Raw genomic sequence first — 25,846 nt, forward strand, 5'->3', positions numbered from 1 at the left:
GGCGGGGCCGGGTCAGGGCCGGGTCAGGCTCGCGCGGCCGGCACCGGGGGCACCGGGGCGACCCGCCGCCGCGGGAGCGTCGCGACCGCGACCCCGGCGAGGCACAGCGCGCCGCCCGCGAAGGTGACCGGCGCCGGGATCTCCGCGAGCACGAGCCACGACAGGACCACGACGAGCGGCGGGACGAGGTACGTCGTCGCCGCGGCCCGGCCCGCGCTGAGGCGCGAGAGCGCGTAGCCCCACGTCGTGAACGCGACGGCCGTCGGGCCGAGCCCGAGCAGCACGACCGCCCACGTCGACGACGGCGGCGCCGCGGTGGCGTCGGCCGCGAGCGCCGGGGCGAACGGCAGGAGCGCGACCGTGCCCGCGAGGCACCCGACCCACGTCATCGTCAGGGCGTCGAGGTGCGCGAGGAGGCGCTTCTGCGACGTCGCACCCGCGGCGTAGAGGACGGCGGCGGTGAGCCCGAGCGCCACGCCGACGACGTCGCGCTCGCCCGAGGAGGTCGAGGCCGCGATGATCACGACCCCGGCGAACGCCGAGGCCATGCCGACGAGCAGGCGCCGCGGGAAGCCCTCGCCGAGCAGGACGCCCGCGAGCACCGCGACGAGGACGGGCGCGACGTTGACGAGGAGCGCCGTCGTGCCGGCGTCGAGGTGCTGCTCGGCCGCGTTGAGCGCGAGGTTGTAGAGGCTGAACCAACCCACGCCCCACGCGAGGACGCCCGCGAGCACCCGGCCGCGGGGCAGCACGGGCCGGTGCCCGCTGCGGAGCCACCGCACGGCGACGACGGCGGTGAGCCCGAGGCTGCCCGCGAGCTGGCGGCCCAGGGCGAGCGACCCGGGCGCGTAGTCGTGCCCGGCGGCGCGCACGCCGATGAACGCCGACGCCCACAGCACGACGGTCACGGCCACCGCGAGGACGACGGGCAGCCCGGCGCGACGGGCCGGTCCGCGGGCGGAGGGCAGGCCGGGCCGGGCGGAGCCGACGGGTGTCGTCGTCGAGGTCTCGGGTGCGGTCACGGGTCGATCGTCGCCCCGCCGCACCGTTCAGCACCAGCACGTGTTCCTACCGTTCGATGCAGTACGGCTGTAGCGTGAGGGGATGCTGGACGTGCATCGTCTCCGGATCTTCCGCTCCGTCGTCGCGAGCGGCTCGGTCCAGGCCGCCGCCGCCAACCTCGGGTACACGCCGTCGGCGGTGAGCCAGCACGTGGCCGCGCTCCAGCGCGAGACCGGGCTCGCGCTCCTCGAGCGCGCCGGGCGGGGCGTCCGGCCGACGGCCGCCGGGCTCGAGCTCGCCGCGCAGGCCGACCGCGTGCTCGCCCGGCTCGGCGAGGTCGAGGCCGTCGTCGCGGACCTGCGCGCCGGGCGGACCGGGACCCTGTCTCTCATGTACTTCGCCTCCGCCGGCTCCGCGTGGCTGCCGCGTGTCGTCCGACGGCTCACGACCGAGTTCCCCGGGGTCCGGCTCGACCTCGCCCTCGGCGAGGCGATCCCCGACGATCCCGACGCCCGCGCCGACGTGCAGGTCGCCGTCGCGTCGCCCGCCTTCGTCCCCGGCACCGGGTTCCGGGCGCACCACCTGCTGGACGACCCCTACGTCGCCGTCCTCCCCGCCGACCACCCGCTCGCCGGGCAGCCCGAGGTGGAGATCGCCGCGCTCGCGACGGAGCGCTGGGTCGACAACGACTTCGCGCGAGGGTGGTGCCGCCGCAACCTCGTCGAGGCGTGCACCGCGGCGGGGTTCAGCCCGCCGTTCCACGTCGAGGCCCACGACTACCCGACGGCGGTCGCGTTCGTCGGCGCGGGCATCGGCATCACGGTGCTGCCGCGGCTCGGCGCGGTGCACCTGCCACCCGGCCTCGTCGCCGTCCCGGTCGTGCGGCCCGCGCCCGTCCGGTCGGTCTACGCCGTCGTGCGCGACGCCGCCGCCTCGACGCCGCCCGCCCGGGCGGTGCTCGACGAGCTGCGCGCGGTCGCGCGCGCGGGCGCCGTCGTCCCGGCCGCGCGCTGAGGCCCGACGCCTCCCGGCCGCCGAGGTAGAGCCCTGGTCCGCCGAGGTAGAGGCGCGGTCGCCCGCGGCGGGCCACCACACCTCTACCTCGCGCCACCGGGGCTCTACCTCGCGGGACCAGCCCACTCCCCGGGGAACTAGGGCTCTACCTCGCGGGGGCGCACCTGCCCCGCGGCGCTGCGAGAATCGGGGGCGTGAGCGAGACCCCCGACCCCCGCACCGACTGGCGGCCGCACGTCGCCGACCCGGCCGCCCGACCGCCGTCGACCCTGCCCCACGTGGTGTTCTTCGAGCCGCGCATCCCGGGGAACACGGGCAACGCGATCCGCCTCGCCGCGGTGACCGGGGCGAGGCTGCACCTGGTCGAGCCGCTCGGGTTCGACCTGGACGAGCCCAAGCTGCGGCGCGCGGGGCTGGACTACCACGACCTCGCGAGCGTCGAGGTGCACGCGGACCTCGACGCCGCGCTGGCGACCCTCCCGGGCCGGGTGTTCGCGTTCACGACCCGCGCGACGACGTCGTTCACCGACGTGACGTACCGGCCCGACGACGTCCTGCTGTTCGGCCCGGAGCCCACCGGCCTGCCCGACGACGTGCTGGCCCACGAGCGGATCACGGACCAGCTGAAGATCCCCATGCTGCCCGGTCGCCGCTCGCTCAATCTCACCAACGCGGCGTCGATCGCCGTCTACGAGGCGTGGCGCCAGACGGGCTTCGCGGGCGGCACATAAGGGAAAGCACGTACCTGGCGAGGGTCAACTTTACGTAGCACTCGAGTTGCTGACAGTGCAGCGCCACGGTGGAATGTTGGCCGGGCTGATCGCGGCCCCCCACACCTGAGCAAAGGAGCTCTATGCGAACTCTCCGACTGCGCGCCCTGGCCGTCTCCGCCCTCGTTGCCGCTGCCGTCGCGATCGCCCCCTCGGCGAGCGCGGCCCCCTACGACGGCGGCGTGTGCACGTTCGACGTGACCCGGACCGGGAACGTCTTCACCGTCGGCGCGGGCACGTGCGACTGGGTGCTGCTCGAGGTCTACGGCAACGCGTACGGGACGAACCTCAACCGGTCGGTCTCGACGACGTCGGTCGCGTCGGTGGAGATCGCCGGACCGGTCTGGGGCGTGACCGGCGCCGCCGCGGTGGGCCGCAAGGCCGGCGTGACGGGCCCCGTCGTCCGCGTGCTCTGACCCTCCTGCCCACCGTCGTGGGCGAAGGGCCCGACCCCCTCACGGGGGCCGGGCCCTTCCCTGCTGTCGCGAGGTCGTGTCAGACGAGGTCGCGGACCGCCGCGTACTGCTCGCGGATGGCCGGGACCGGGTCTGCCTCGACCACCGTGGCCGACGACGCGGCCCAGGTGGGCGGGGCGACGTCCGCCCCGGAGCCGCCCGCCTCGTGCGCGGCGAGGACCCACGCCGCCTGGCGTGCGGCGCCGTCGGCCACGTACTCGCCGGGCTCGGGGACCGTGACGGGCAGGCCGAGGACCTGCGGCGCGATGCGCCGGACCGCCTCGGACTGGGCGCCGCCGCCGATGAGCTGCACGCGCTCGACCCGGACGCCGAGCGCCCGCAGCGCGTCGAGCCCGTCCGCGAGGCCGCACAGCATGCCCTCGACGTACGCGCGCGCGAGGTGCTCCGGCGTCGACGTGCCGAGCCGGATCCCGTGCAGCGTGCCCGACGCGTCGGGGCGGTTGGGCATGCGCTCGCCCTCCAGGTACGGCACGAGCACGAGCCCGTCAGCGCCGGGGGGTGCCTGGAGCGCGAGCCGCGACAGCCCCGCGTGGTCGACCCCGAGCACCGCGCGCGCGGCGTCGAGCACCCGGCTCGCGTTGAGCGTCACCGCGAGCAGCAGGTACCGGCCCGTCGCGTCGGAGAACCCGTTGACGAGCCCGGAGCCGTCCGCCGTGCGGTCGTCGGTCACGGCGGACACGACGCCCGACGTCCCGATCGACACCGCGACGTCGCCCGCGACCATGCCGAGGCCGAGCGCCGCACCGGCGTTGTCGCCCGCGCCGGGGCCGAGCAGCGTGCCGTCCTCGACCGCGCTCCCGGCGACCGAGGCGTGCGCGACGCCCGCCGTCGCCGACGGCGCGACGACGCGCGGCAGCACGACGTCGGTCCGTCCGAGCGCGAGCTCCAGCAGGTCGAGGCGGTACGCGCCCCGGCCGTCGGGGCCGTCGTCCCTCGTCGCGTCGTAGTAGCCCGTGCCCGACGCGTCGGACGCGTCGGTGACGAGCGCGTCGAGGTCCGGCCCGAGCGGCGCGGACTCGTCGCCCGCGGGGCCGTACCCCGCGATGCGCCACGTGAGCCAGTCGTGCGGCAGCGCGACGGCGGCGACGCGCGCCGCGTTCTCCGGCTCGGCGTCGCGCAGCCAGCGCAGCTTCGTCACCGTGAGCGACGCGACCGGCACGGACCCGATCGCGTCGGCCCACGCCTGGGCGCCCGCCTCGGTCGCGGACTCGACCCGGTCGTGGGCGTCGGGGACGCCCTCGGCGAGGCGGGCCTCACCGAGCTCCCGGATCAGGTCGCGCGCCGCGGGCGCCGAGCGCGTGTCGTTCCACAGGAGCGCGTCGCGCACGACGTTCCCGTCCGCGTCGAGCGCGACGAGACCGTGCTGCTGGCCGCCGACGGCGAGCGCCGCGACGTCGTCGAGCCCGCCCGCAGCGGACGCGGCCTCGCGGAACGCGTCCCACCACGCGTCGGGGTGGACCTCCGTGCCGTCGGGGTGCTTGGCCGACCCGGTGCGGACGGGCGCGCCCGTCGCGGCGTCGCGCACGACGACCTTGCAGGACTGCGTGGACGTGTCGACGCCGGCGACGAGCGTGCGCTCGCCGCCGGCGTCGGACGTCCTGGCGTCGGTGGCCACCTCAGCCGATGAGGTGCTCGAGCGCGAGCTGGTTGAGGCGCACGAAGCCGAAGTCGCGGTTCGCTGCGGCGTCGACGTCGAACTCCTCGTACGCGCTGCGGTCCGCGAGCAGGTCGGCCACGGACTCGCCCTCGCCCAGCGTGGACTGGCCGAGCTCGAACACGCCGGAGTGCGCGAACGCCTCCTGGACGCGCGAGTCGGCGCGGTACGCCGCGGCCTTGCGCGCGAGCAGGCGGTAGGTCTCCATGTTGGCGCGCGCGGAGTCCCACACGCCGACCTCGTTCTCGGTGCGCGACGGCTTGTAGTCGAAGTGGCGCGGGCCCGTGTACGTGGGGCCGCCGTTCGGGAAGCCGTTCTCGAGCAGGTCGACCGTGAAGAACGCGGAGAGCAGGTCGCCGTGGCCGAACACGAGGTCCTGGTCGAACTTGATCGAGCGCTGGCCGTTGAGGTCGATGTGGAAGAGCTTGCCCGCCCACAGCGCCTGCGCGAGGCCGTGCGTGTAGTTGAGGCCGGCCATCTGCTCGTGGCCCGTCTCCGGGTTGAGGCCCACGATGTCGCCGTTGTCGAGCTTCGCGATGAGGCCGAGCGCGTGGCCGATGGTCGGCAGGAAGATGTCGCCGCGGGGCTCGTTCGGCTTGGGCTCGAGCGCGATCTTGAGGTCGTAGCCCTTCTCCTTGATGTACGCCGCGGTGAGGTCGAGGCCCTCGGCGTAGCGCTCGTGCGCGGAGTGCAGGTCCTTCGCGCCGTCGTACTCGGTGCCCTCGCGGCCGCCCCACATGACGAACGTCTTGGCGCCGAGCTCGGCGGTGAGGTCGACGTTGCGCAGCACCTTGCGCAGCGCGTAGCGGCGCACGCCGCGGTCGTTCGACGTGAGGCCGCCGTCCTTGAAGACGGGGTGGCTGAACAGGTTGGTCGTCACCATCTCGATGACGAGGCCCGTGTCCTCCGCGGCCTGGCGCACCGCGTCGAGGCGCTTGGTGCGCTCGGCGTCGTCCGCGCCGAAGGGGACGACGTCGTCGTCGTGGAACGTGAAGCCCCACGCGCCGAGGTCGGCCAGACGACGCACCGACTCGGCCGGGTCGAGCGCCGGGCGGCTCGCGCTGCCGAACTGGTCCTGCGCGGTCCAGCCCACGGTCCACAGACCGAAGGAGAAGTTGATGTCCTGGGTGGTCTCGTCGGCCACGGTGGTCTCCTCGTCGAGAGGGCCGGAGCGACGTCGGTCGACCCCGGCCTATTTATGTCGTACGGATGAACTTATCCGTCCGGGTCGGTAAGGTCAAGACCGTGAACCGCAGCGTCGCGACCCGGACAGGTCCCCCAGCAGCCCGCCAGGCCACGCTGCGCGAGCACAACCTCGCCCTGGTCGCGCGGGCGGTGTTCGAGGCGTCGCACCCGTGCTCGCGCGCCGACATCGCCGGCGCGAGCGGGCTCACTCGCGCCACCGTCTCGACACTCGTCGACCGCCTCGTCGCCGCTGGGATCGTGGCCGAGCTGCCGCCCGCCACCCCGCAGCGCGCCGGGCGGCCCGCCGTGCCGCTCGCCCCCGCGCCGCGCACCCTCGTGGGTCTGGGGCTCGAGGTGAACGTCGACTACCTCGGCGGGCGCGTGCTCGACCTCACCGGCGCCGTCGTCGCCGAGCAGGTCGACCCCGACGACCTCCACGACAGCGACCCCACCGAGGTGCTCGCCCGCCTCGGCCGCATCGCGCACGACCTCCTCGCCCAGGTCCGCGCCGACGGCATGACGGTCGCGGGCGCGCGCCTCGCCCTGCCCGGCCTGGTCGACCCGCGCGCCGGCCGGCTCGAGGTCGCACCGAACCTCGGCTGGTCCCACCTCGACCCCGTCCGCCTCCTCGGGCTCGGCCCCGACGTCGCCGTCGAGATCGGCAACGAGGCCAAGCTCGCCGCGCTCGCCCAGGCGAGCCACGGCGTCGTGCCCGACGACGCGACCGGGCCTGCGCCCTCGACGTACCTCTACGTGTCGGGCGACGTGGGCATCGGGTCCGCGATCGTCGTCGACCGCCGCCTGTTCCACGGCCGCCACGGCTGGACGGGCGAGGTCGGGCACGTCGTCGTCGACCCGCACGGCCCCCGGTGCCGCTGCGGCGCGACGGGCTGCCTGGAGCAGTACGCGGGCAAGGACGCGCTCCTGCGCGGCGCGGGCCTGCCCGTCGACGCGCCCACCGGCACGCTCGTCGCCGCCCTCGACGCCGGCGAGCCGGACGCGCTCGCCGCGGTCGAGCGCGCCGGGACCGCGCTCGGCAGCGCGCTCGCCGACTACGTCAACCTCGTCGACATCGGCACCGTCCTGCTCGGCGGCATCTACCCCGCGCTCCTGCCCTACCTGCGCCCCGCCGCCGAGGCCGAGCTCCGGGCCCGCGTCCTCGCCGCCCCCTGGACCGACGTCGTGCTGCTGCCCGCGCCCGTCGGCGACCACGCCGCGCTCACGGGCGGCGCGCGCGAGGTGCTGCGCGGGGTCGTCGAGGACCCGAGCGCCTGGGTCGCCGACGACTGACCAGGTGATCCTGGCGGGCCGAGCAGGTGGTTCGCGCGCGTCCCGCGACCAGGACGAGCCCGGACCACCTGCTCGGCGGCCGGGACGCGCCGAACCGGCGGTCTATCCCGGGGGCGGGGCGGTGCTCGCTCGCTCGACGAGGCGGGTCGGGACGAGGCGGGTGCCGGCCTCGTGGACGCCCTCGCGGACCTGCCGGAGCACCTGCGCGACGAGCCGGCGCCCGACCTCGGCGAAGTCCTGGTGGACGGTCGTGAGCGGGGGCAGGAACTCGCTGGACTCGGGCAGGTCGTCGAACCCGACGACGCTCACGTCCTGCGGGACCCGGCGGCCGGAGTCGTGCAGGGCCCGGACGAGCCCGAGGGCCATCTGGTCGTTGGCGACGAACACGGCGGTGAGGTCGTCGCGGCGCGCGAGGCGCAGCCCGGCCTCGTACCCCGACGACGGCGACCAGTCGCCCCGCTCGATCGGCGGGACCTCGCGGCCCGCCTCTTCCAGGGTCGCCCGCCAGGCGGAGGTGCGGCGCTCGGCCGCGAACGAGAGCGCGGGCCCCGCGAGGTGGTGCACGGTCCGGTGCCCGAGGTCGAGCAGGTGCCGCACGGCCTGGCGGGTGCCGTCGGCCTGGTCCGTGTCGACGACGGCGTAGCTCTCGCCCGCGTCGGAGTCCGCGACGACGACCTGGACGCCGGGCGGCAGGCTGACCTGCGCGACGTCGAGGAGGTGCACCTCCATGAGCAGGATGATCGCGTCGACCGCGAGCTCGCCGAGGCGCGTGAAGGCGCCGTGGACGCCGTCCTGGGTGGGCGCCGCGACGGGGATGACCGTGATGGCGTAGCCCTCGGCGGCGGCCGAGGTCGCGATGGCCTCGAGCGTGCGGACGTTGCCCGTGGTCGCGAGCGAGAAGAGGATGACGCCGATCGTGCGGAACGACCCGCTCTTCAGCGCGCGGGCCGCGCTGTTGGGCCGGTAGCCGAGCTCGGTCATCGCCTCGAGGACGCGCGAGCGCGTGCTCTCGACGACGCCCGGGTGCCCGTTGGAGACGCGGGAGACGGTCTGCGCGGAGACCCCGGCGACGCGCGCGACGTCGGCCATCGAGACGCGCCGTGCCGTGCGGACGGCAGCCCCCCCGGTGCGCGTCAGGGCGGGGGTCTCGTCGTCGAGCCCGTCGGTCATGGCGTCCTCGTCCTCGTGGTGTCGGCACAGTACCCGTGCCGGACCGGTGTCGTGGCCGGTCAGGACCCACAGTAGGCGATGTTTGCGTAAACACCGAACCTCGTGCCATGCTCATGTTTACGCAAACAACGGCGACGACGGACGTCGCCGTCCCCCGATGACGAGGACCACAGCATGACGACGACGTCCCCACCCGTGGCAGCGCTCCGGCCACCGGTCGGCGCTCCTTCGTCCCTCCCGGCGCGGCGCCGACGGCGCTCGTGGACCGGCTGGGGCTTCGTGGGGCCGTTCATGGCGGTCTTCGCGCTCGTGTTCCTCGCACCGATCGCGTACTCGATCTACCTCAGCCTGTTCCGCACCCAGATGGTGGGCGGCACGCAGTTCGTCGGGTTCGAGAACTACTCCCGCGCGTTCTCGGACCCGCAGTTCTGGTCGGGCGTGTCTCGCGTCGGGCTGTTCCTCGTGGTCCAGGTCCCGATCATGCTCGGCATCGCCCTGCTCGTCGCGCTCGCGATCGACTCCGGTCGCCTGTACGGGCGGAACTTCTTCCGGATCTCGATCTTCCTCCCCTACGCCGTCCCGGCCGTCGTCGCGACGCTCATGTGGGGCTTCATGTACGGGACGCGGTTCGGGCTCGTCGCGAACATCAACGACGCGCTCGGCACGACGATCCCCAACCCGCTCTCCCCCGACTGGGTGCTGCTGTCGATCGGCAACATCGTGACCTGGGAGTTCGTGGGCTACAACATGCTCATCTTCTACTCGGCGCTGCGCGTCGTGCCGACCTCGCTCTACGAGGCCGCCGAGCTCGACGGCGCGTCCCAGTGGCAGGTCGTCCGGGCGATCAAGATCCCCGCGATCCGCGGCTCGCTCGTCATCGCGACGATCTTCTCGATCATCGGCTCGTTCCAGCTCTTCAACGAGCCGAGCATCCTGCAGAGCCTCGCGCCCAACGCGATCACGACGTACTTCACCCCGAACCTGTACGCGTACTCGCTGTCGTTCTCCGGCCAGCAGTACAACTACTCGGCGACCGTCGCCATCATCATGGGCGTCCTCACGATGATCGTGGCCTACGTCGTCCAGCTGCGCGGCATGCGCAAGGAGGCCTGACGATGACCGCCACGACCCCCTCGACCCCGGCGGTCCCCGCCGCGTCCCGCACGACGACGAGCGCCACGACCCGCAAGCCCGTGCGCCTGCGCTCGCGCGCCCCGCACGGCGTCACCCGCCCCCGCCGCAGCGTCCTGCTGACGGTCCTCACGGGGATCGTCCTGCTCTACGCGCTCGTGCCGCTGTTCTGGCTCGTCGTCAACGCGTCCAAGACGCAGTCGAGCCTGTTCTCCTCGTTCGGCCTGTGGTTCAGCGGCGACTTCGCGCTCTTCGACAACATCGCCCGGACGCTCACCTACGACGGCGGCATCTTCGGTCGCTGGTTCGCGAACACGCTGCTGTACGTGGTGGTCGGGGCCGGCGGTGCGACGTTCCTCGCGGTGCTCGGCGGGTACGCGCTCGCGAAGTTCGACTTCCCCGGCAAGCGCGGCGTGTTCGCGACGGTCATCGGCGCGGTCGCGGTGCCGGGCACGGCCCTGGCCGTCCCGACGTTCCTCATGTTCAGCCAGATGGGGCTGACGAACACGCCGTGGGCCGTCATCATCCCGTCGCTCATCTCGCCGTTCGGCCTCTACCTCATGTGGGTGTTCGCCGCCGAGTCGATCCCGACGGAGCTGCTCGAGGCCGCGCGCGTGGACGGGTCGAGCGAGGCGCGCACGTTCTTCCAGGTGTCGCTGCCGCTGCTCGCGCCCGGGATCGTCACGGTCCTGCTCTTCACGATGGTCGCGACGTGGAACAACTACTTCCTGCCGCTGATCATGCTCAAGGACCCCGACTGGTACCCGCTGACGCTCGGCCTCAACGCGTGGAACGCGCAGGCCGCGACCGCCGGCGGCGAGGCGATCTTCGACCTCGTGATCACCGGCTCGCTCCTCACGATCCTGCCGCTCGTCGCGGCCTTCCTCCTGCTCCAGCGCTACTGGCAGTCCGGCCTCGCGGCCGGGTCCGTCAAGGAGTGACGCCCGCGCCGCCGCACGGGCCGGCCCACCACCCCCGCACCCACCCCGCCCGATCCGTCTGACGACGAAGTGAGAGGAACCCTCATGTCCATCCGCACCACCCGCGCCCTGCGCGCCGTCGCCGCCACCGGCGTCGTCGCGCTGGCCCTGGCCGCCTGCAGCTCGGGCGGCGGCAACGACTCCGGCGGGGACGCCGGCTCGGCCGACGACGTCGCCGCGGCCCTCGAGGAGGGTGGCAGCCTCACGGTGTGGGCCTGGGAGCCCACGCTCGAGCAGGTCGTCAGCGACTTCGAGGCCGAGTACCCGAACGTCGACGTCGAGCTCGTCAACGCGGGCACCGGCAACGACCAGTACACCGCCCTCCAGAACGCGATCGCCGCCGGCAAGGGCGTGCCCGACGTCGCGCAGGTCGAGTACTACGCGCTCCCGCAGTTCGCGCTGTCGGACGCCGTCGCCGACCTGTCGTCGTTCGGTGCCGACGAGCTCGACGGGACCTTCACCCCCGGGCCGTGGAACGCCGTCCAGCAGGGCGAGGGCATCTACGGCCTGCCCATGGACTCCGGCCCCATGGCCCTCTTCTACAACGAGGAGGTCTTCACGCAGCACGGCATCGAGGTGCCGACGACGTGGGACGGCTTCGTCGAGGCCGCGCGCGCCCTGCACGCGGCCGACCCGAACGTGTACATCACCAACGACACGGGCGACGCCGGGTTCACGACCTCGCTCATCTGGCAGGCCGGCGGCCAGCCGTTCCAGGTCGACGGCACGGACGTGACGATCGACCTCGCGGACGAGGGCAGCACGCAGTTCGCGCAGACCTGGCAGACGCTCATCGACGAGGACCTCCTCGCGCCCGTCAGCTCGTGGAGCGACGAGTGGTACCAGGGCCTCGGCAACGGCACGATCGCGACGCTCGCGATCGGCGCGTGGATGCCCGCGAACCTCGAGTCGGGCGTGCCCGACGGCGCGGGCAAGTGGCGCGTCGCCCCGCTCCCCCAGTGGGAGGAGGGCGCGTCCGCGAGCGCCGAGAACGGCGGCTCCGCGCTGTCCGTCCCGGCCGCGAGCTCGAACCAGGCGCTCGCCTACGGATTCCTCGAGTACGCGAACGCGGGCGACGGCGTGCAGACGCGCGTGGACGGCGGCGCGTTCCCGGCCACGACGGCCGAGCTGGAGTCCGACGAGTTCCAGGGCTTCGAGTCCGAGTACTTCGGCGGCCAGAAGATCAACGAGGTCCTCGCGCAGTCGGCGTCCGACGTCGTCGAGGGCTGGTCGTACCTGCCGTTCCAGGTCTACGCGAACTCGATCTTCAACGACACCGTGGGCCAGGCCTACGTCTCGGGCACGACCCTCGCCGACGGCCTGAAGGCCTGGCAGGACGCGTCCGCGAAGTACGGCACCGAGCAGGGGTTCACCGTCACCGAGTGACCCGGCCCCGCCGGGCGCCCGCCGGGGCGCCCGGCCCTGCCCCGTCGGCCGCGTGGTCGCGCCTCCCGGCGCGACCACGCGGCACCCCGCCGACGGCCCACCCCGCCGTCGACCGCTCTGCGAGCACCTGAGGAGCCTGCATGTCTTCCCCCACCCCGTTCCGCTGGCTGCGCCGTCCCGGGCCGCACACGCCGCCGGGCGAGCCCGGCGCATACACGCCGTCGGGCCTGTCCTACGGCGCGGACTACAACCCGGACCAGTGGCCGCGCGAGGTCTGGGACGAGGACGTGCGCCTCATGCGCGAGGCGGGCGTGACGGTGGTCTCGCTCGCGATCTTCTCGTGGGCCCGCATCCAGCCGACCGAGGACACGTGGGACTTCGCGTGGCTGGACGACGCCATGGACCTGCTCCACGCGCACGGCATCACGGTCGACCTCGCGACGGCGACCGCCTCGCCGCCGCCGTGGCTGACGACGAAGCACCCGGAGGTCCTGCCGCAGACGCGCACGGGCGAGACCCTGTGGCCGGGCGCGCGGCAGCAGTGGCGCCCGACGTCGCCGGTCTTCCGGGAGCACGCGCTGCGCCTCGTCGAGCGCATGGCCGAGCGGTACGGCGACCACCCGGCGCTCGTCGCGTGGCACGTGTCGAACGAGCTCGGCTGCCACAACGTCTACGACTTCTCCGACGACGCGGCCGCGGCCTTCCGCACGTGGCTGCGCGACCGCTACACGACGCTCGACGCGCTCAACGCCGCGTGGGGCACCGCGTTCTGGTCGCAGCGCTACAGCGCGTGGGAGCAGGTCCTCCCGCCGCGGCTCGCCGCGTCGCACCCGAACCCGACCCAGCAGCTCGACTTCAAGCGCTTCTCGTCCGACGCGCTCCGCCAGTACCTGCGCGCCGAGGCGGAGATCCTGCGCCGCGTCACGCCGGACGTGCCCGTGACGACGAACTTCATGGTCATGGGCGAGACGAAGGGCATGGACTACGCCGCGTGGGCGGACGAGCTCGACTTCGTCTCCAACGACCACTACGTGCTGCCCGGCCCGCAGGCGCTCGACGAGCTGTCGTTCTCCGCGAACCTCACGGGCGGCATCGCCCGGCACCGCCCGTGGTTCCTCATGGAGCACTCGACGAGCGCGGTGAACTGGCAGCCCGTCAACGTCGCGAAGAAGCCGGGCGAGCTCGCGCGCGACTCGCTCACCCACGTCGCCCACGGCGCCGACGCGGTCTGCTACTTCCAGTGGCGCCAGTCCGCGGCCGGCGCGGAGAAGTACCACTCGGGCATGGTCCCGCACGCGGGCGAGCGCTCGCGCCTCTTCCGCGACGTCGTCGCGCTCGGCGCGACGCTGCGCGACCTCGCGCCCGTCGCGGGCAGCACGCAGAAGCCCGCGCGCGCCGCGATCGTCTTCGACTGGGACTCGTGGTGGACGAGCGAGCTCGACTCCCACCCCACCGACCGGCTGCGCTACCGCCAGGAGGCGCTCGACTGGTACTCGGCGTTCCTCGCGCTCGGCGTCCGCGCGGACGTCGTACCGTCCGCGACGGACCTCGCGACGTACGACGTCGTCGTGGCGCCGGTGCTGCACGTCGTCCCGGCCGGCCTGCGCGACCGCCTCACGGCGTTCGTCGAGGCGGGCGGCCACCTCGTCACGACCTACTTCTCGGGCGTCGTCGACCAGGACGACCACGCGTGGCTCGGCGGCTACCCGGGCGCGCTGCGCGACCTGCTCGGCATCCGGGTCGAGGAGTTCGCCCCGCTGCTGGACGGCGAGAGCGCGACGGTCGAGCTCGCGGGCGAGCAGCTCGAGGGCACGGTGTGGACCGAGCCGGTGGACGTCGTCGACCCGGACGTCGAGGTGCTGGGCTGGTACAAGACCGGCGAGCAGGCCGGCCGCGCCGCCGTGACGCGCCGGACGGTCCGCACCGGGGACGGTGCGGGCGCCCGCGAGGGCTCCGCCGCCTACGTCTCCACGCGCTTCGGCCGCCGGGGCCTCGTCCCCGTCCTCGCCCGCCTGCTCGACGACGCGGGCGTGCGCAGCGAGCTGCCCGCCGCCGTGCGCGGCGACGTCGAGCTCGCGGTGCGCACCGACGGCACGGACGACTTCTGGTTCCTCGTCAACCGCACGGCCCGTCCGGTCGAGGTGCCCGACGTCGCGGGCGACGTCCTCGCCGGGCGCCGCCTCACGGCGTCGGGCACGAGGGCCGTCACGACGGATGGCACGGCGGAAGGCACGGCGGAAGGCACGGCGGAAGGCACGGCGGAAGGCACGGCGGAGGCCACGGTGGAGGGCACGGCGGGAGGCGCGCTGCTGCTCGAGCCGCGCGGCGTCGCCGTCGTCCGCCGCCCGGCCGCGCCGACTCCGCCGAGGAACAACCCCGCCACCGCGAGGTAGAGCCCCGGTTCCACGAGGTAGAGCCGTGGTCCCGCGAGGTAGAGGCCTGGTACCGCCCAGGTGGAGGCCGTGGTCGCCGTCGTCGAGACCACGCCTCTACCTCGGCAGACCGGGGCTCTACCTCGGCGGACCAGGGCTCTACCTCGGCACGACAGACCCCCGCGGGAACGACCCGCACCCGGTGCACCCCGCCGGTTCGCAGCGACGCGAAGGAGGTGGCTCAGGGATGAGCCCGACCGAGACCGACACGACCACGCGGGGTGGACCACCCGGTCCTCGCCGCACGGGCCCGGGCGGTGCGGCCGCCCGCCGGACGGGGGCCCGCGTCGTCGCGGGCCTCGGTGCCGGGGCGCTCGTCGCCGGCTGCGCGCTCGCGGCCCTGCCCGCGCAGGCCTCGCCCGCGGGCGCGGTCGCCGCGACCGGGACGACGGCGGCCCCCGCCGACGTCGCGGGCGTCACCGTGACGCCCGACCCGTCGTACGCGGGCGCGCCGTTCGAGGGCTGGGGCACGAGCCTCGTGTGGTTCGCCAACGCCACGGGCGGCTACCCGGACGAGATCCGCGACCGGCTCGCGGACATGGTGTTCGGCGACGAGGGCCTCAACCTCAACATCGCGCGCTACAACGTCGGCGGCGGGAACGCTCCCGACGTGCCGGACTACCTGCGCGCCGGCGGCGCCGTCGACGGCTGGTGGAAGGCGCCCGAGGGCACGACGCGCACCGACGTGGACTGGTGGGACCCCGAGAACCCGGACCACTGGGACGAGGACGCCGACGCGACGCAGCGCTGGTGGGTCGACCGCATCAAGGACGACGTCACGCACTGGGAGACGTTCAGCAACTCCCCGCCGTGGTTCATGACCGTGAGCGGGTACGTCTCGGGCGGGTTCAGCTCGACCGCGGACCAGCTCAAGACGGACAGCATCGACGACTTCGCGGCCTACCTGGTCGGCGTGACCGAGCGCCTCGAGGACGCGCACGGCATCGAGGTCGACACGATCGACCCGTTCAACGAGCCCAACACCAGCTACTGGGGCACGCAGCTCGGCGCCGACGGCAATCCCACCGGCGGCCGCCAGGAGGGCGCCCACATGGGCCCCGCGCTCCAGGCGAAGGTCGTCCCGGCGCTCGCCGCGGCGCTCGAGGGCTCCTCGACCGACGCCGTGATCTCGGCGATGGACGAGACCAACCCCGGCACGTTCGCGACCAACTGGAACGCGTACCCGCAGGCGGTCCGCGACCAGGTGTCGCAGCTCAACGTCCACACCTACGGCACGGGCCAGCGCACGACGGTCCGCGACATCGCCAAGGGCGAGGACAAGCCGCTGTGGATGAGCGAGGTCGGCGGGAACTGGAGCTCGACGGGCCAGGACTTCGAGACCATGGAGTCCGGCCTCGGCAGCGCGCAGCACATCGTCGACGACCTGCGCGAGCTCGAGCCGAGCGCGTGGGTGTTCTGGCAGCCGGTCGAGGACTACGCCAACATGGCGCCCGGCGGCGAGAGCGCGAACGGCATGAACTGGGGCGAGATCCAGATCCCGTTCGACTGCACCGCCGAGGACACGCTCGAGACGTGCCCGATCTACACGAACACGAAGTACTGGGCGACCCAGAACTTCACGCACTACATCGAGCCGGGCGACTCGCTGATCCGCTCGGACGACGCCAGCAGCACGGCCGCGGTGTCGGCCGACGGCACGTCCGCGACGGTCGTGCACGTCAACGCCACGAAGGCCGAGCGCGCCGTGACGCTCGACCTGTCGAAGTTCGGTGCGGTCGGGTCCGATGCGACCGTCACCCCCGTGGTCACGAGCACGGCCGGCTACCTCGTCGAGGGCGAGCCGGTGGCCGTCGAGACGGGTGCGGACGGTCCGAGCGCGACGCTCGTCGTGCCGGCCGAGTCCGTGACGACGTTCGTCGTCGACGGCGTCTCCGGCGTCGCGGACGACGCCGCGCTCGTGCAGGACGGGCACGCCTACCGTCTCGACGGCGTCCAGGCGGACCGCTCGCTCGCGCCGTCGGCGTCGGGCACGGGCGTCGTGATCCGCACCGACGCGCCGGTCGCGGAGCAGGCGTGGGAGCTCACGGCGCTCGGCGCCCCCGAGGGCTCCGGCACGCACCGCACGCGCTACGCCGTGACGAACGCGGCCACGGGCCGCCAGCTCGCCGTCGCGGCCGACACGTCCGCCGTCCTCCAGGACGCGCCCGCCGACGTCGGGGACACCCCGCTCGCCGCGCAGTGGATCCTCTCGACGACCGGCGACGGCACCTTCACGCTCGTCAACGCGTCCTCGAAGACCCTCCTCGAGGTCGGCGGCCAGGCGACGGCGGACGGCTCGCCGGTGGGCACGTACCTCGCGAACTCCGGCGTGAACCAGCGCTGGCGCGTGGTCGACGAGACGGTCCTCGGCACCGAGCCCGTCCAGGCGTTCACGACGCCGGGCACCGCGCCCGAGCTCCCCGCGACCGTCACCCCGGTCTACCGCGACGGGGCGCGCGGCGCGCTCCCCGTGACGTGGGACGTGCCGGACGACGACGCGTGGGCCGAGGCCGGCACCGTCGAGGTGACCGGCACCGTGGCCACGCCGACCGGCGGCGAGGTCGCCGCGACGGCGACCGTCGTCGTCGACGAGCTCACGTCCACGCTCCCCGCGCGCGCCAAGGCGTACGCGGGCGGCACCCCGGCCCTGCCCGCGACCGTCACGGCGGTCGCCGCGGGCGGCGCGGAGGTGCAGCGCCCGGTGGTCTGGGACGAGGCCCCCGCGGGCGCGTACGACGCCGTCGGGGTCGTCGAGCTCACGGGCACGGCCGACGCCGGGGCGGGCGCCACGCTCCCTGCCACCGCCCGCGTCCAGGTGACCGAGGCGGCGTCCGCCAACGGCGCGCTCGCCGCGGGCACGACCGCGAGCGCGACGTTCACCGAGCCGGGCTACGCCGTCGGCGGCGTCGTGAACGGCAACCTCACCGACAAGGCGTGGTCGAACTGGGTGTCGGGCACCAAGCGCACCTCCGACACGCTCACCGTCACGCTCCCCGCGGACCGGGACGTCACGGGCGTCGTGACGCGGTTCTGGAAGGACGGGTCCAGCGCGAGCTGGGCGCAGTCCGTCCGGCTCCAGGCCCTCGTGGGCGGCACGTGGACCGACGTCGGCGCGCCCGTCACGGTGGACGCCTCGCCCGACGGCCCCGCGCCCGCGGTCGAGATCCCCGCGGACGTGCGGACGTCGTCCGTGCGCGTCGTCCTCACGGCACGGGCGAACACCCACCTGGTCGTCTCCGAGATCGAGGTGCTCGCCAAGGTGCCCGGCACGGGGACCGACACCACGGCGTCGGGCATCACCGTGGCCGGCGAGCCCCTCGCCGGGTTCGACCCGGCCGTCACGGCGTACGACGTGCCCGTCGCGGGCGGGGTGCCCGCCGTCGAGGCGGTCGCGCACGACCCCTGGGCGACGGTCGCGGTCGAGGCCGCCGACGCCGTCCCCGGCACGACGACGGTGCGCGTCACGGCCGAGGACGGCACGGAGCGGGCGTACGCCCTGCGCTGGACGGCCGACGCCGGCGCGGCGCCGGTGACGGTCACCGCCGAGACGCGGTGCCTGGCCGGCAAGGTGTACGTCGCGGTCCGCGCCACGAACGACGGCGACGCGCCGCTCGACGTGACCCTCGCGACTCCGTACGGCACGCGCACGGTCGCCGCCGTGGCGCCGGGCGCGAGCGCCTACCAGTCGTTCGCGTCGCGCGCGGCGTCCGTCCCGGGCGGGACGGCCGTCGTGACGGTCGACGGGTTCGCACCGCTCGAGGTCGGGTTCGACGCGCGCTCCTGCTGAGCCGTCCGGCCGCACGGTGGGCCGGGTCGGCGTCCTCCGCGACGCCGTCCCGGCCCGCCGTGCGGCCCTCGTCGTGGCTCCCCCGCGCCGCCCTGCGCGGCGCGGGAGAGGCACGTCACCCGATGATCGCGGCCACGCCGCGACACTGCCTCGCGTGCGTCGGCGGAGCCGCGTACCGTATCCCGGGTGCCCGGTACAGTGCCGGGACCGAGGAGGAGCCCACCACCGTGACCCCCACCACGAGCGGAGACGTCCTGACGACGGCCGGCGGCACGCGCTGGACCATGCGCGGCGAGATCGACGCCGCGGTCCAGGCCCGGCGCGAGGACGAGCTGCTGCGGCTCGCGCAGTCGGCCGACGGGCGCATCCACATCGACCTCGGCGCGGTCACCTTCATGGACTCGGGCGGCCTGCGCCTGCTCTACCACGCCGCCACGGCCGGCTCGGGGGCACCCGTGCTGGAGCGCGTCCCGCGCCGCGTCCGCGACCTGCTCGAGCTCAGCGGTGTCGCCGAGCTGTTCGAGCTCACCGACGACGCCGGACCTGCCGAGGACGAGGCGTGACCTTCGCCCACGCGGCGGTACCGCCCGGCTTCGTCGAGATCGGTGCCTGGCCGCTGCGCACGCTGGCGGACCTCGCCACCCTGCGGGAGGGCCTGCACCGCATGCTCACCGGCGCCCCGCTGCCCGCGGACCGCGCGCTCGAGGCCACGCCCGAGCGCGTCGTCCTCGTCGCGAGCGAGCTCGCGACGAACGCGCTGCGCCACGGCCTCCCCCCGACGCAGGTGCGCCTGCTCAGCGACGGGCGCGAGCTCGTCATCGACGTCGTGGACCACTCGCCGGACGTCCCCGTCATCGCGGGCCGGCGCTCGCCGGGCGCGGGCGGGTTCGGGCTCGTGCTCGCGCAGCGCGCCTCGACGGCCGTCGGCTGGTTCCGCGCCGGCACCGGCGAGAAGCACGTCTGGGCGCGCTTCGACGTCCCCGTCTTCCGTGGCGGGGCCGGCGTGCGCAGCGCGCTCCTCCCGATCGGCTGACACCCCGGCCGCACCGCTTCCCCGCCGCGACGCTCGACCCCCCCGCACGCTCGCGCCCCGGCGCGCGCGCCTCAGGCGTCGCGCCGCACCAGGAGCAGGGTCGCGTCGTCCGCGGAGCGCGGGTCGCGCGCGGCGGCCACGACGCCGTCGACGTCGACCGTCCCCGGCTCCGCCGCGAAGAACGCCGCGAGCCGCCGCAGGCCGTCGAGGATCGACTCCTCGCGCCGCTCCACGAGCCCGTCGCTGTACAGCACGAGCGCGCCGCCGGGCGGCACCTGGACGTGCTGCGCGGGCGGCACGCGGTCCACGAGGCCGAGCGGCGGCACGATCGCGCTCTCCGTCCAGCTCGTGGTCCCGTCGTGCGCGACGACGAGCAGCGGCGGGTGCCCCAGGGACACGTGCTCGACGACTCCGGTCACCGGGTCCAACACCGCGACGGCGATCGTCGCGACCTCGCCGGGGAGCGTCCAGCGCGCGACCTCCCCCAGCAGCGTCACCGCCTCGACCGCGGAGCCCGTGCTCACGAGCGCGGCCCGCAGCGTCGTCCCGAGCTGGCCCATCGTCGCCGCGGCCTGGAGCCCGTGGCCCGTCACGTCGCCCACGACGAGCGCGAGGCGCCCGGACGGCAGCACGAGCGCGTCGTACCAGTCGCCGCCCACGAGACCCGTGCCGGCCGACTCGTAGCGAGACTGCAGCGTCCACCCCGGGACGTCGGGCAGGAGCGCGGGCAGGAGGCTCCGCTGGAGCTCCTCCGTCGCCCGCACCGCCTTGCGGCCGCGCAGGTAGAGGGCCTCGACGAGGTGGCCACGCAGCGACGTCGCGACGTCCGTCTGGTCCGACGTCCAGGGCACGCTGTGCCCGCGCACGACCTCGCGCCACCGCTCGAACGACTTGCGCGGGCTGAGCCGCACCGAGTCGTCCTCGCCGCGCGCGATCTCCTTGTTGTACGGGTCGCCGCCCCAGTCCACGTGCCGCAGGACCTCGTCGCGCACCCACAGCACGACCTGGCCCTCGGGCAGCACGATCCCGAGGACGCCCGCGACGTCGGGCACGAGCGCCGCGACGTCGGGCGCGTCCCGGTGCAGGGCGTCGGACATGACCAGGTCCTCGCCGTGCCCGAGGACCCACGCGACGAGCGCGCGGCACCCGTCCTCGTCGGGCACGTTGCCGACCGCGATGAGGCCGCCCTCCGCGACGACGACCGCGCCGTCGGCCCGCACGAGGCGGCGCAGCCAGCCCGAGCGCGTCAGGGCGATGCCGATGGGGACGCTCTCGTCGCGGCTGTCCGCGGCCAGGTGCGCGAGGACGCCCTCGGCGCGCCGCACCTCGGTCTCGCGCTCGTCCTCCGCCTGGGAGACGAGCCGGACGGAGAGCGCGGACCCGAGGAACTCCGCGGCGGTGCGGACCTCGAAGGGTGGCTCGTGCGGGCCGGAGTAGTGGTGGCACGCGACGAGCCCCCACAGCCGGCCGTCGCGCAGGAGCGAGATCGACATCGACGCCCGCACGCCCATGTTGCGCAGGTACTCGAGGTGGATCGGCGAGACGCTGCGCAGCGTCGAGTAGGTGAGGTCGAGCGGCGCGCCCGTCGTGGGGAGCAGCGTCGGGACGATCGGCTGGGGCGCGTAGTCCACGTCCGCGATGAGCCGGATCCAGTTCTTCTCGTACAGCGCGCGCGCCTGCGGCGGGATGTCCGACGCCGGGTAGTGCAGCCCGAGGAACGCGTTGAGGTCGTCCCGGCGCGCCTCGGCCACGACCTCCCCGTTGTAGTCCGCGTCGAAGCGGTAGATCATCACGCGGTCGAAGCCCGTGAGCTCGCGCACGTGCCGGGCCGCGTCGTCGTACAGCTCGTCGAGCGTCGCGGCGCGCTCGAGGTCGCGCAGCGCCTGCCGGACGGCGAGGTAGGTGTTGGGGAACGTCAGCGGGCGCGCGCCCGCCGCGGTCTCGAGCTCGACGACGAGCACCGGCTCGGAACCTGGACCCTCCTCCGGCAGCGGCGGCCGGTGGAGCACGGCGTCGACGTCGAGCGGCCTGCCGTCCCAGCGGTCGAGGTGCAGGGTCACGGGGTTGCGCGTCGCGAGGTCCGCGCCGTCCGCCGCGTGCGCGAGCAGGTCACGCGCAGGTTCCTCGCCGAGCACGTCGGCGAGCGGCCGGCCCGCGAGCTCCTCCGCGGGGACGCCGAGGTGCCGTTCCACGTTCGCCGACGCCTGGAGCAGCACGCCGTCCGCCTCGCGGACCACCAGCAGGACCCCGCGCGGCTGGATCATGCCGGGGACGTGGATGGGCTCGCGGGCACAGTTGTCGAGGTCCACCGCCTCGCCGGGCGCGAGGAGCTCCGGCTCGTCGACCGTCCTGGTCACGATCCTCCGTCCGGGCATCACGTCCCGCGGACGGTTGCCGTACTACGGTCGGCGGACCACCTTGGCTCGAGGATCCGGAGACGCGTGCCTCAGGCTACCGCGCCCCACCGACCGTTCGTGCGCCGCGTCCGTGGAGGTCGGCGGGCGAGCCGCGTGAGCGACGCCACGGAACTCCGCGGTAGCGTCGTTCGTCGGACGAGCGGGAGCCCGGACCGCCCGCCCGGACCCCGACGACCAGAAGGTGACCCATGAGCACGACGACGACCCCCCTCCTGCGCGCCAGCGGCCTCGCGGCCGGTTACGGAGGCCCCGACGTCGTGCACGGCATCGACCTCGACGTGACGCCCGGCACCGCGCCGGTCGGGATCGTCGGGGAGTCGGGCGCCGGGAAGTCGACGATCGTGCGCGCGCTCGTCGGCCTCGTGCGCCCCACGGCGGGGCACGTCACCTACGCCGAGCGGACGGTGGGCAAGCTCTCCCGCCGGGACAAGAAGCAGTTCACGGCCGACGTCCGCCGCGTCTCCCAGGACGGCCTCGCCGGCATCGGCATCGACCCCCGCTGGACGGTGGACCGCACGCTGTCCGCGGCGCTCAAGGACGCGCGGCGTGCCGGCCGCCCGAGCGGACGCTCCGTCGAGGACCTGCTCGGCGACGTCGCGCTCGAGCCCCGCTCCGCGCCGCGGACCGTGCAGTCGCTCTCGGGCGGCGAGAAGCAGCGGGTCGCGCTCGCCGTCGCGCTCGCGACGCGCCCCCGGGCGCTCCTCCTCGACGAGCCGCTCACCGCCGTCGACCCCGCGATGCGCGGCGACGTCGTGCGCCGCCTCGCCGACGCGACGACCGCCCTCGGCACCGCCGTGCTGCTGGTCTCGCACGACCTCGAGCTCGTCGAGCGGATGTGCCCCATCGTGCACGTGCTCGCCGACGGCACGTTCGTGGCGTCGGGGTCGCTGCGCGACGTGTTCGCGGGCGCCGCCCCGGGCGCTGACCACCCGGCCGTCCGCGGACTCGCGGAGGCCGCCCCGCTCGCCGTCCAGCGCTTCCGCTGACCCGCGAGGTAGAAGCTCCGGACGCGAGGTAGGACGCCGCGGGCTCTACCTCGCGACCGGCGGTCCTACCTCGCGAGGACGGACTCGATGGTGGCCGACTCCTCCGGGGTGAGCGGGGGCGCGGAGAGGGCCGCGACGTTGTTCTCGAGCTGGCGGACGCTGCTCGCCCCGACGAGGGCGGAGGTGACGCGGTCGTCGCGCAGCACCCAGGAGAGGGCGAGCTGCGCGAGAGTCTGGCCGCGGGAACCCGCGATCTCGTTCAGCGCCCGCGCGCGCTCCAGGTACGTCTCGTCGAGGTTCTTCTCCGACAGGAAGGGCGAGTCCGGTCGGGCCGCGCGCGACCCCTCGGGCGCCGAACCGGAGAGGTAGCGGTCCGTGAGCAGACCCTGCTGCAGCGGCGAGAACACGATGGTGCCGACGCCGAGGTCGCCCACGACGTCGAGCAGTGACTCGGTCTGCACGCCGTCGTACGCGTCCTCGTGCGCCGGGTCCTCGACGTGGCGGTTGAGCATCGAGTAGCTCGGCTGGTGGATGAGCAGCGGGGTGCCGAGGTCGGCCAGGATCGCCGCAGCCTCGCGCGTGCGCGCGGGCGAGTAGTTGGACACGCCCACGTACAGCGCCTTGCCCTGCTGGACGGCGTCGTGCAGCGCGCGCATGGACTCCTCGAGCGGCGTGCTCGGGTCCGGCCGGTGGTGGTAGAAGACGTCGACGTAGTCGAGGCCCATCCGGCGGAGCGACTGGTCGAGCGAGGAGAGCAGGTACTTGCGCGAGCCGCCGTCGCCGTAGGGGCCGGGCCACATGTCGTAGCCGGCCTTCGACGAGATGACGAGCTCGTCGCGGTACGCGCCGAGGTCCTGCGCGAGGTGGCGGCCGAAGTTCTCCTCCGCCGAGCCGTAGGGCGGGCCGTAGTTGTTCGCCAGGTCGAAGTGCGTGATCCCGAGGTCGAACGCGCGGCGCAGCACCGCGCGCTGCGTCTCGAACGGGTTCACGTCACCGAAGTTGTGCCACAGACCGAGCGAGATCGCGGGCAGGTCGAGGCCGCTGCGCCCCGTCCGCCGGTAGGTCATGGTGTCGTAGCGGTCGTCGGCAGCGACGTAGCGCGGGGCGAGAGGCATGGATCCATTCTGCCTCCCCGCGCCCTGGGAGCTGTGCCCGGACTCGTCCAGCAGGCGAGCCGTCGTCTCGCACCACGTCTCAGGCTCGGGCCGGTCCGAGGACGGTGAGGAGCTGCAAGCGTTCCGCGGACCGGCTCCCAGGTGCTGCGGTGTAGACAAGCAGCGAGTGCGACTGCTCGGGATCGAGCAGGGTCTGGCAGCTGAGCTCGAGCGGCCCGACGAGCGGGTGGAGGTACCGCTTGACCTGGCGTGGTCGCACGCCCACCTCGTGCCGGTCCCACACCGTGCGGAACTCCTCGCTGCGGTCGAGGAGAAGCCGGGCCAGGTGGGCAGCGCGCGACTGCGGCCCCCGCAGGGCGAGCACCCCGCGCAGCCCCGACGCGTACATCCGGGAGTAGAAGGCGTGGTCTTCTGGAAAGTAGAGGTCGCGCACCGACGCGTCGGTGAACCAGCGGTACCCGATGCTTCGCGAGGGGCCCGTGTACCGGCGAAGGTCACCGACGAGCGCGACGCCGGGAGGCGTCTGCCACAGCGTCTCGCCGAGCTCGGTGACGATCTCCGCCGGTGTGTCTTCCAGGCGCTCGATGATCCGCAGCAGCCCGGGGTCCACGTGATCGCCGGCCGCCCCGGGCTCGGGCGGACGATGCCCGGCGAGCCGGAACAGGTGGTCCCGTTCCGCGCGCGACAGGTGCAGGCCCTGCGCGATCGAAGCGACCATCTGCTCCGAGGGCTGCGGGCCACGCTCTCGCTCGAGCCGGGAGTAGTAGTCCGTGGACATGTGGCACAGGCTCGCGACCTCCTCTCGCCGCAGCCCTTCGGTGCGGCGTCGCGATCCGCGCGGCAGACCCACGTCCTCGGGCTGCAGCACGGCGCGGCGAGCGCGCAGGAAGTCGGCGAGCCCCGCTCTGTCGATCATGGGTCCATCGTCACGTGCCTGGAACTGCCGAGCCACGGATCATCAGGCCGTGGATAACGTGCTGCGCCTGGCTGAACCTGGCATGGGCCGTCCGCCGCGCGCCCGACCGCGTCCAGCACCGAGGAGTACTCATGCCCCGCACGAGCCACGAGATCACCGTCCCCGACCTCACGGGTCGGCGCGCCGTCGTCACCGGCGCGAGCGACGGCGTCGGCCTCCAGATCGCGACCCGACTCGCCGCCGCCGGGGCCGACGTCGTCATGCCGGTCCGCAACCCGCACAAGGGCGAGGCCGCGGCGGCGCGGATCCGGGCCGGACACTCCGCAGCTCGCCTGACGCTGCGTGAGATGGACCTGTCCTCGCTGGCCTCCGTGTCCTCGTTCTCGCAGACGCTGCTCGACGAGGGACAGCCGATCCACCTGCTCGTCAACAACGCCGGCGTCATGACACCGCCCACACGTCAGGTCACCACCGACGAGTTCGAGCTGCAGCTCGGGACCAACCACCTCGGCCACTTCGCCCTCACCGGCCACCTCCTCCCGCTCCTGCGGACCGGGCAGGCCCGGGTGACCTCGCAGGCGAGCGTTGCCGCCCGCAGCGGCAGGATCCGCTGGGACGACCTCCAGTGGCAGCAGGGCTACGACGGGATGGGCGCCTACCGGCAGTCGAAGATCGCCGTCGGGCTGTTCGCGCTCGAGCTCGACCGGCGCAGCACGGCACAGGACTGGGGCATCACGAGCAACGTCTCCCATCCCGGTGTCGCCCCGACGAGCCTGCTCGCGGCACGGCCCGAGCTCGCCCGTGACTCCGCGACACGAGGCCGACGCATGATCGAGTGGCTGTCCTCGCACGGACTGCTCGTCGGGACGACGCGGACGGCAGCCCTGCCCGCTCTCATGGCCGCGACGTCCCCCGCCGCAAGGGGTGGTGCCTTCTACGGACCGCAGTGGCCGGGCAACGCCGGCGGACCGCCCGGAGAGCAGAAGCTCTGGGCCCCGTTGCGTGATGCCTCGGAAGCCGCGCGCCTCTGGTCCGTCTCGGAGGAGCTGACAGGCGTCACGTTCGACTGACCGGCGCACGGCGTTGGCCACGCGTCGCTGCG

At 74.3% G+C, this 25,846-nt stretch carries 20 protein-coding genes; 13 read left to right on the forward strand and 7 right to left on the reverse strand.

Going from position 1 to position 25,846, the window contains the following annotated elements:
• Window positions 1-23: 23 nt before the first annotated feature.
• Complete coding sequence (locus BXA05_RS00805; RefSeq protein WP_083711204.1) at window positions 24-1,022, reverse strand: DMT family transporter; 999 nt, start codon at window positions 1,020-1,022, stop codon at window positions 24-26.
• Window positions 1,023-1,104: 82 nt separating this feature from the next.
• Between BXA05_RS00805 and BXA05_RS00810 the strand changes: the two genes are divergently transcribed.
• The 3 genes from BXA05_RS00810 (at window position 1,105) to BXA05_RS00820 (ending at window position 3,202) form a co-directional block, all read left to right on the forward strand.
• Window positions 1,105-2,016, forward strand: coding sequence for a LysR family transcriptional regulator (locus BXA05_RS00810; protein ID WP_076403349.1), 912 nt, complete (start codon window positions 1,105-1,107; stop codon window positions 2,014-2,016).
• A gap of 269 nt (window positions 2,017-2,285) precedes the next feature.
• Window positions 2,286-2,747, forward strand: coding sequence for a tRNA (cytidine(34)-2'-O)-methyltransferase (locus BXA05_RS00815; protein ID WP_076404033.1), 462 nt, complete (start codon window positions 2,286-2,288; stop codon window positions 2,745-2,747).
• A 122-nt stretch (window positions 2,748-2,869) separates the two neighbouring features.
• The gene (locus tag BXA05_RS00820) at window positions 2,870-3,202 is read left to right on the forward strand and encodes a hypothetical protein (RefSeq protein WP_076403352.1); all 333 of its coding nucleotides are present in this window, start codon (window positions 2,870-2,872) and stop codon (window positions 3,200-3,202) included.
• A 79-nt stretch (window positions 3,203-3,281) separates the two neighbouring features.
• Here BXA05_RS00820 and BXA05_RS00825 read toward each other — a convergent pair whose 3' ends face one another.
• Together BXA05_RS00825 and xylA are read right to left on the reverse strand one after the other, a co-directional pair.
• Window positions 3,282-4,877: a xylulokinase gene (locus BXA05_RS00825; RefSeq protein ID WP_076403354.1), complete on the reverse strand. Its 1,596-nt coding sequence runs from the start codon at window positions 4,875-4,877 to the stop codon at window positions 3,282-3,284.
• Window position 4,878: 1 nt separating this feature from the next.
• Window positions 4,879-6,060, reverse strand: a complete 1,182-nt coding sequence (xylA, locus tag BXA05_RS00830; protein ID WP_076403356.1) for a xylose isomerase — start codon at window positions 6,058-6,060, stop codon at window positions 4,879-4,881.
• 101 nt (window positions 6,061-6,161) lie between these two features.
• On the opposite strand from xylA, the gene BXA05_RS00835 reads away from it, so the two are divergent.
• On the forward strand, window positions 6,162-7,391 hold the full coding sequence (locus BXA05_RS00835) for an ROK family transcriptional regulator (RefSeq protein WP_244550353.1): 1,230 nt from the start codon (window positions 6,162-6,164) through the stop codon (window positions 7,389-7,391).
• Between the two features lie 102 nt (window positions 7,392-7,493).
• On the opposite strand, the gene BXA05_RS00840 is transcribed toward BXA05_RS00835, so the two are convergent.
• The gene (locus BXA05_RS00840) at window positions 7,494-8,561 is read right to left on the reverse strand and encodes a LacI family DNA-binding transcriptional regulator (RefSeq protein ID WP_076403359.1); all 1,068 of its coding nucleotides are present in this window, start codon (window positions 8,559-8,561) and stop codon (window positions 7,494-7,496) included.
• Between the two features lie 174 nt (window positions 8,562-8,735).
• Between BXA05_RS00840 and BXA05_RS00845 the strand changes: the two genes are divergently transcribed.
• From BXA05_RS00845 to BXA05_RS00875, 7 genes are all read left to right on the forward strand, one after another.
• Entirely contained in the window at window positions 8,736-9,674 is a 939-nt protein-coding gene (locus tag BXA05_RS00845) for a carbohydrate ABC transporter permease (protein WP_061266633.1), read from the forward strand.
• 2 nt (window positions 9,675-9,676) lie between these two features.
• Window positions 9,677-10,633 carry a carbohydrate ABC transporter permease gene (locus tag BXA05_RS00850; protein ID WP_076403360.1) on the forward strand — a complete coding sequence of 319 codons (957 nt, stop codon included), beginning with the start codon at window positions 9,677-9,679 and terminating at the stop codon, window positions 10,631-10,633.
• An 84-nt stretch (window positions 10,634-10,717) separates the two neighbouring features.
• Window positions 10,718-12,058, forward strand: a complete 1,341-nt coding sequence (locus BXA05_RS00855) for an ABC transporter substrate-binding protein (RefSeq protein WP_021481965.1) — start codon at window positions 10,718-10,720, stop codon at window positions 12,056-12,058.
• 140 nt (window positions 12,059-12,198) lie between these two features.
• A complete protein-coding gene (locus tag BXA05_RS00860) occupies window positions 12,199-14,451 on the forward strand; it encodes a beta-galactosidase (protein ID WP_083711206.1) in 2,253 nt (750 codons plus the stop codon).
• A 226-nt stretch (window positions 14,452-14,677) separates the two neighbouring features.
• Window positions 14,678-18,277, forward strand: a complete 3,600-nt coding sequence (locus BXA05_RS00865) for an Ig-like domain-containing protein (RefSeq protein ID WP_076403362.1) — start codon at window positions 14,678-14,680, stop codon at window positions 18,275-18,277.
• 227 nt (window positions 18,278-18,504) lie between these two features.
• Window positions 18,505-18,840, forward strand: coding sequence for an STAS domain-containing protein (locus BXA05_RS19180; protein ID WP_228485224.1), 336 nt, complete (start codon window positions 18,505-18,507; stop codon window positions 18,838-18,840).
• Window positions 18,837-19,310 (forward strand): ATP-binding protein, encoded by a 474-nt coding sequence (locus BXA05_RS00875; protein ID WP_061266630.1) that lies wholly within the window; start codon window positions 18,837-18,839, stop codon window positions 19,308-19,310. The genes BXA05_RS19180 and BXA05_RS00875 overlap by 4 nt, the downstream gene beginning before the upstream one ends.
• Before the next feature lie 71 nt (window positions 19,311-19,381).
• On the opposite strand, the gene BXA05_RS00880 is transcribed toward BXA05_RS00875, so the two are convergent.
• Window positions 19,382-21,667 (reverse strand): SpoIIE family protein phosphatase, encoded by a 2,286-nt coding sequence (locus BXA05_RS00880; RefSeq protein WP_244550354.1) that lies wholly within the window; start codon window positions 21,665-21,667, stop codon window positions 19,382-19,384.
• A gap of 248 nt (window positions 21,668-21,915) precedes the next feature.
• On the opposite strand from BXA05_RS00880, the gene BXA05_RS00885 reads away from it, so the two are divergent.
• A complete protein-coding gene (locus tag BXA05_RS00885; RefSeq protein WP_076403365.1) occupies window positions 21,916-22,713 on the forward strand; it encodes an ABC transporter ATP-binding protein in 798 nt (265 codons plus the stop codon).
• 65 nt (window positions 22,714-22,778) lie between these two features.
• On the opposite strand, the gene mgrA is transcribed toward BXA05_RS00885, so the two are convergent.
• The gene (gene mgrA / locus BXA05_RS00890) at window positions 22,779-23,828 is read right to left on the reverse strand and encodes an L-glyceraldehyde 3-phosphate reductase (protein ID WP_076403366.1); all 1,050 of its coding nucleotides are present in this window, start codon (window positions 23,826-23,828) and stop codon (window positions 22,779-22,781) included.
• Between the two features lie 79 nt (window positions 23,829-23,907).
• Window positions 23,908-24,744, reverse strand: coding sequence for a helix-turn-helix transcriptional regulator (locus BXA05_RS00895; protein ID WP_076403368.1), 837 nt, complete (start codon window positions 24,742-24,744; stop codon window positions 23,908-23,910).
• A 131-nt stretch (window positions 24,745-24,875) separates the two neighbouring features.
• Here BXA05_RS00895 and BXA05_RS00900 point away from each other — a divergent pair, with 131 nt between their 5' ends.
• Window positions 24,876-25,814 carry an SDR family oxidoreductase gene (locus tag BXA05_RS00900; RefSeq protein ID WP_076403370.1) on the forward strand — a complete coding sequence of 313 codons (939 nt, stop codon included), beginning with the start codon at window positions 24,876-24,878 and terminating at the stop codon, window positions 25,812-25,814.
• Window positions 25,815-25,846: the final 32 nt, after the last annotated feature.

This window comes from Cellulosimicrobium funkei (assembly GCF_900155925.1).
GTDB classification, from domain to species: domain Bacteria; phylum Actinomycetota; class Actinomycetes; order Actinomycetales; family Cellulomonadaceae; genus Cellulosimicrobium; species Cellulosimicrobium funkei.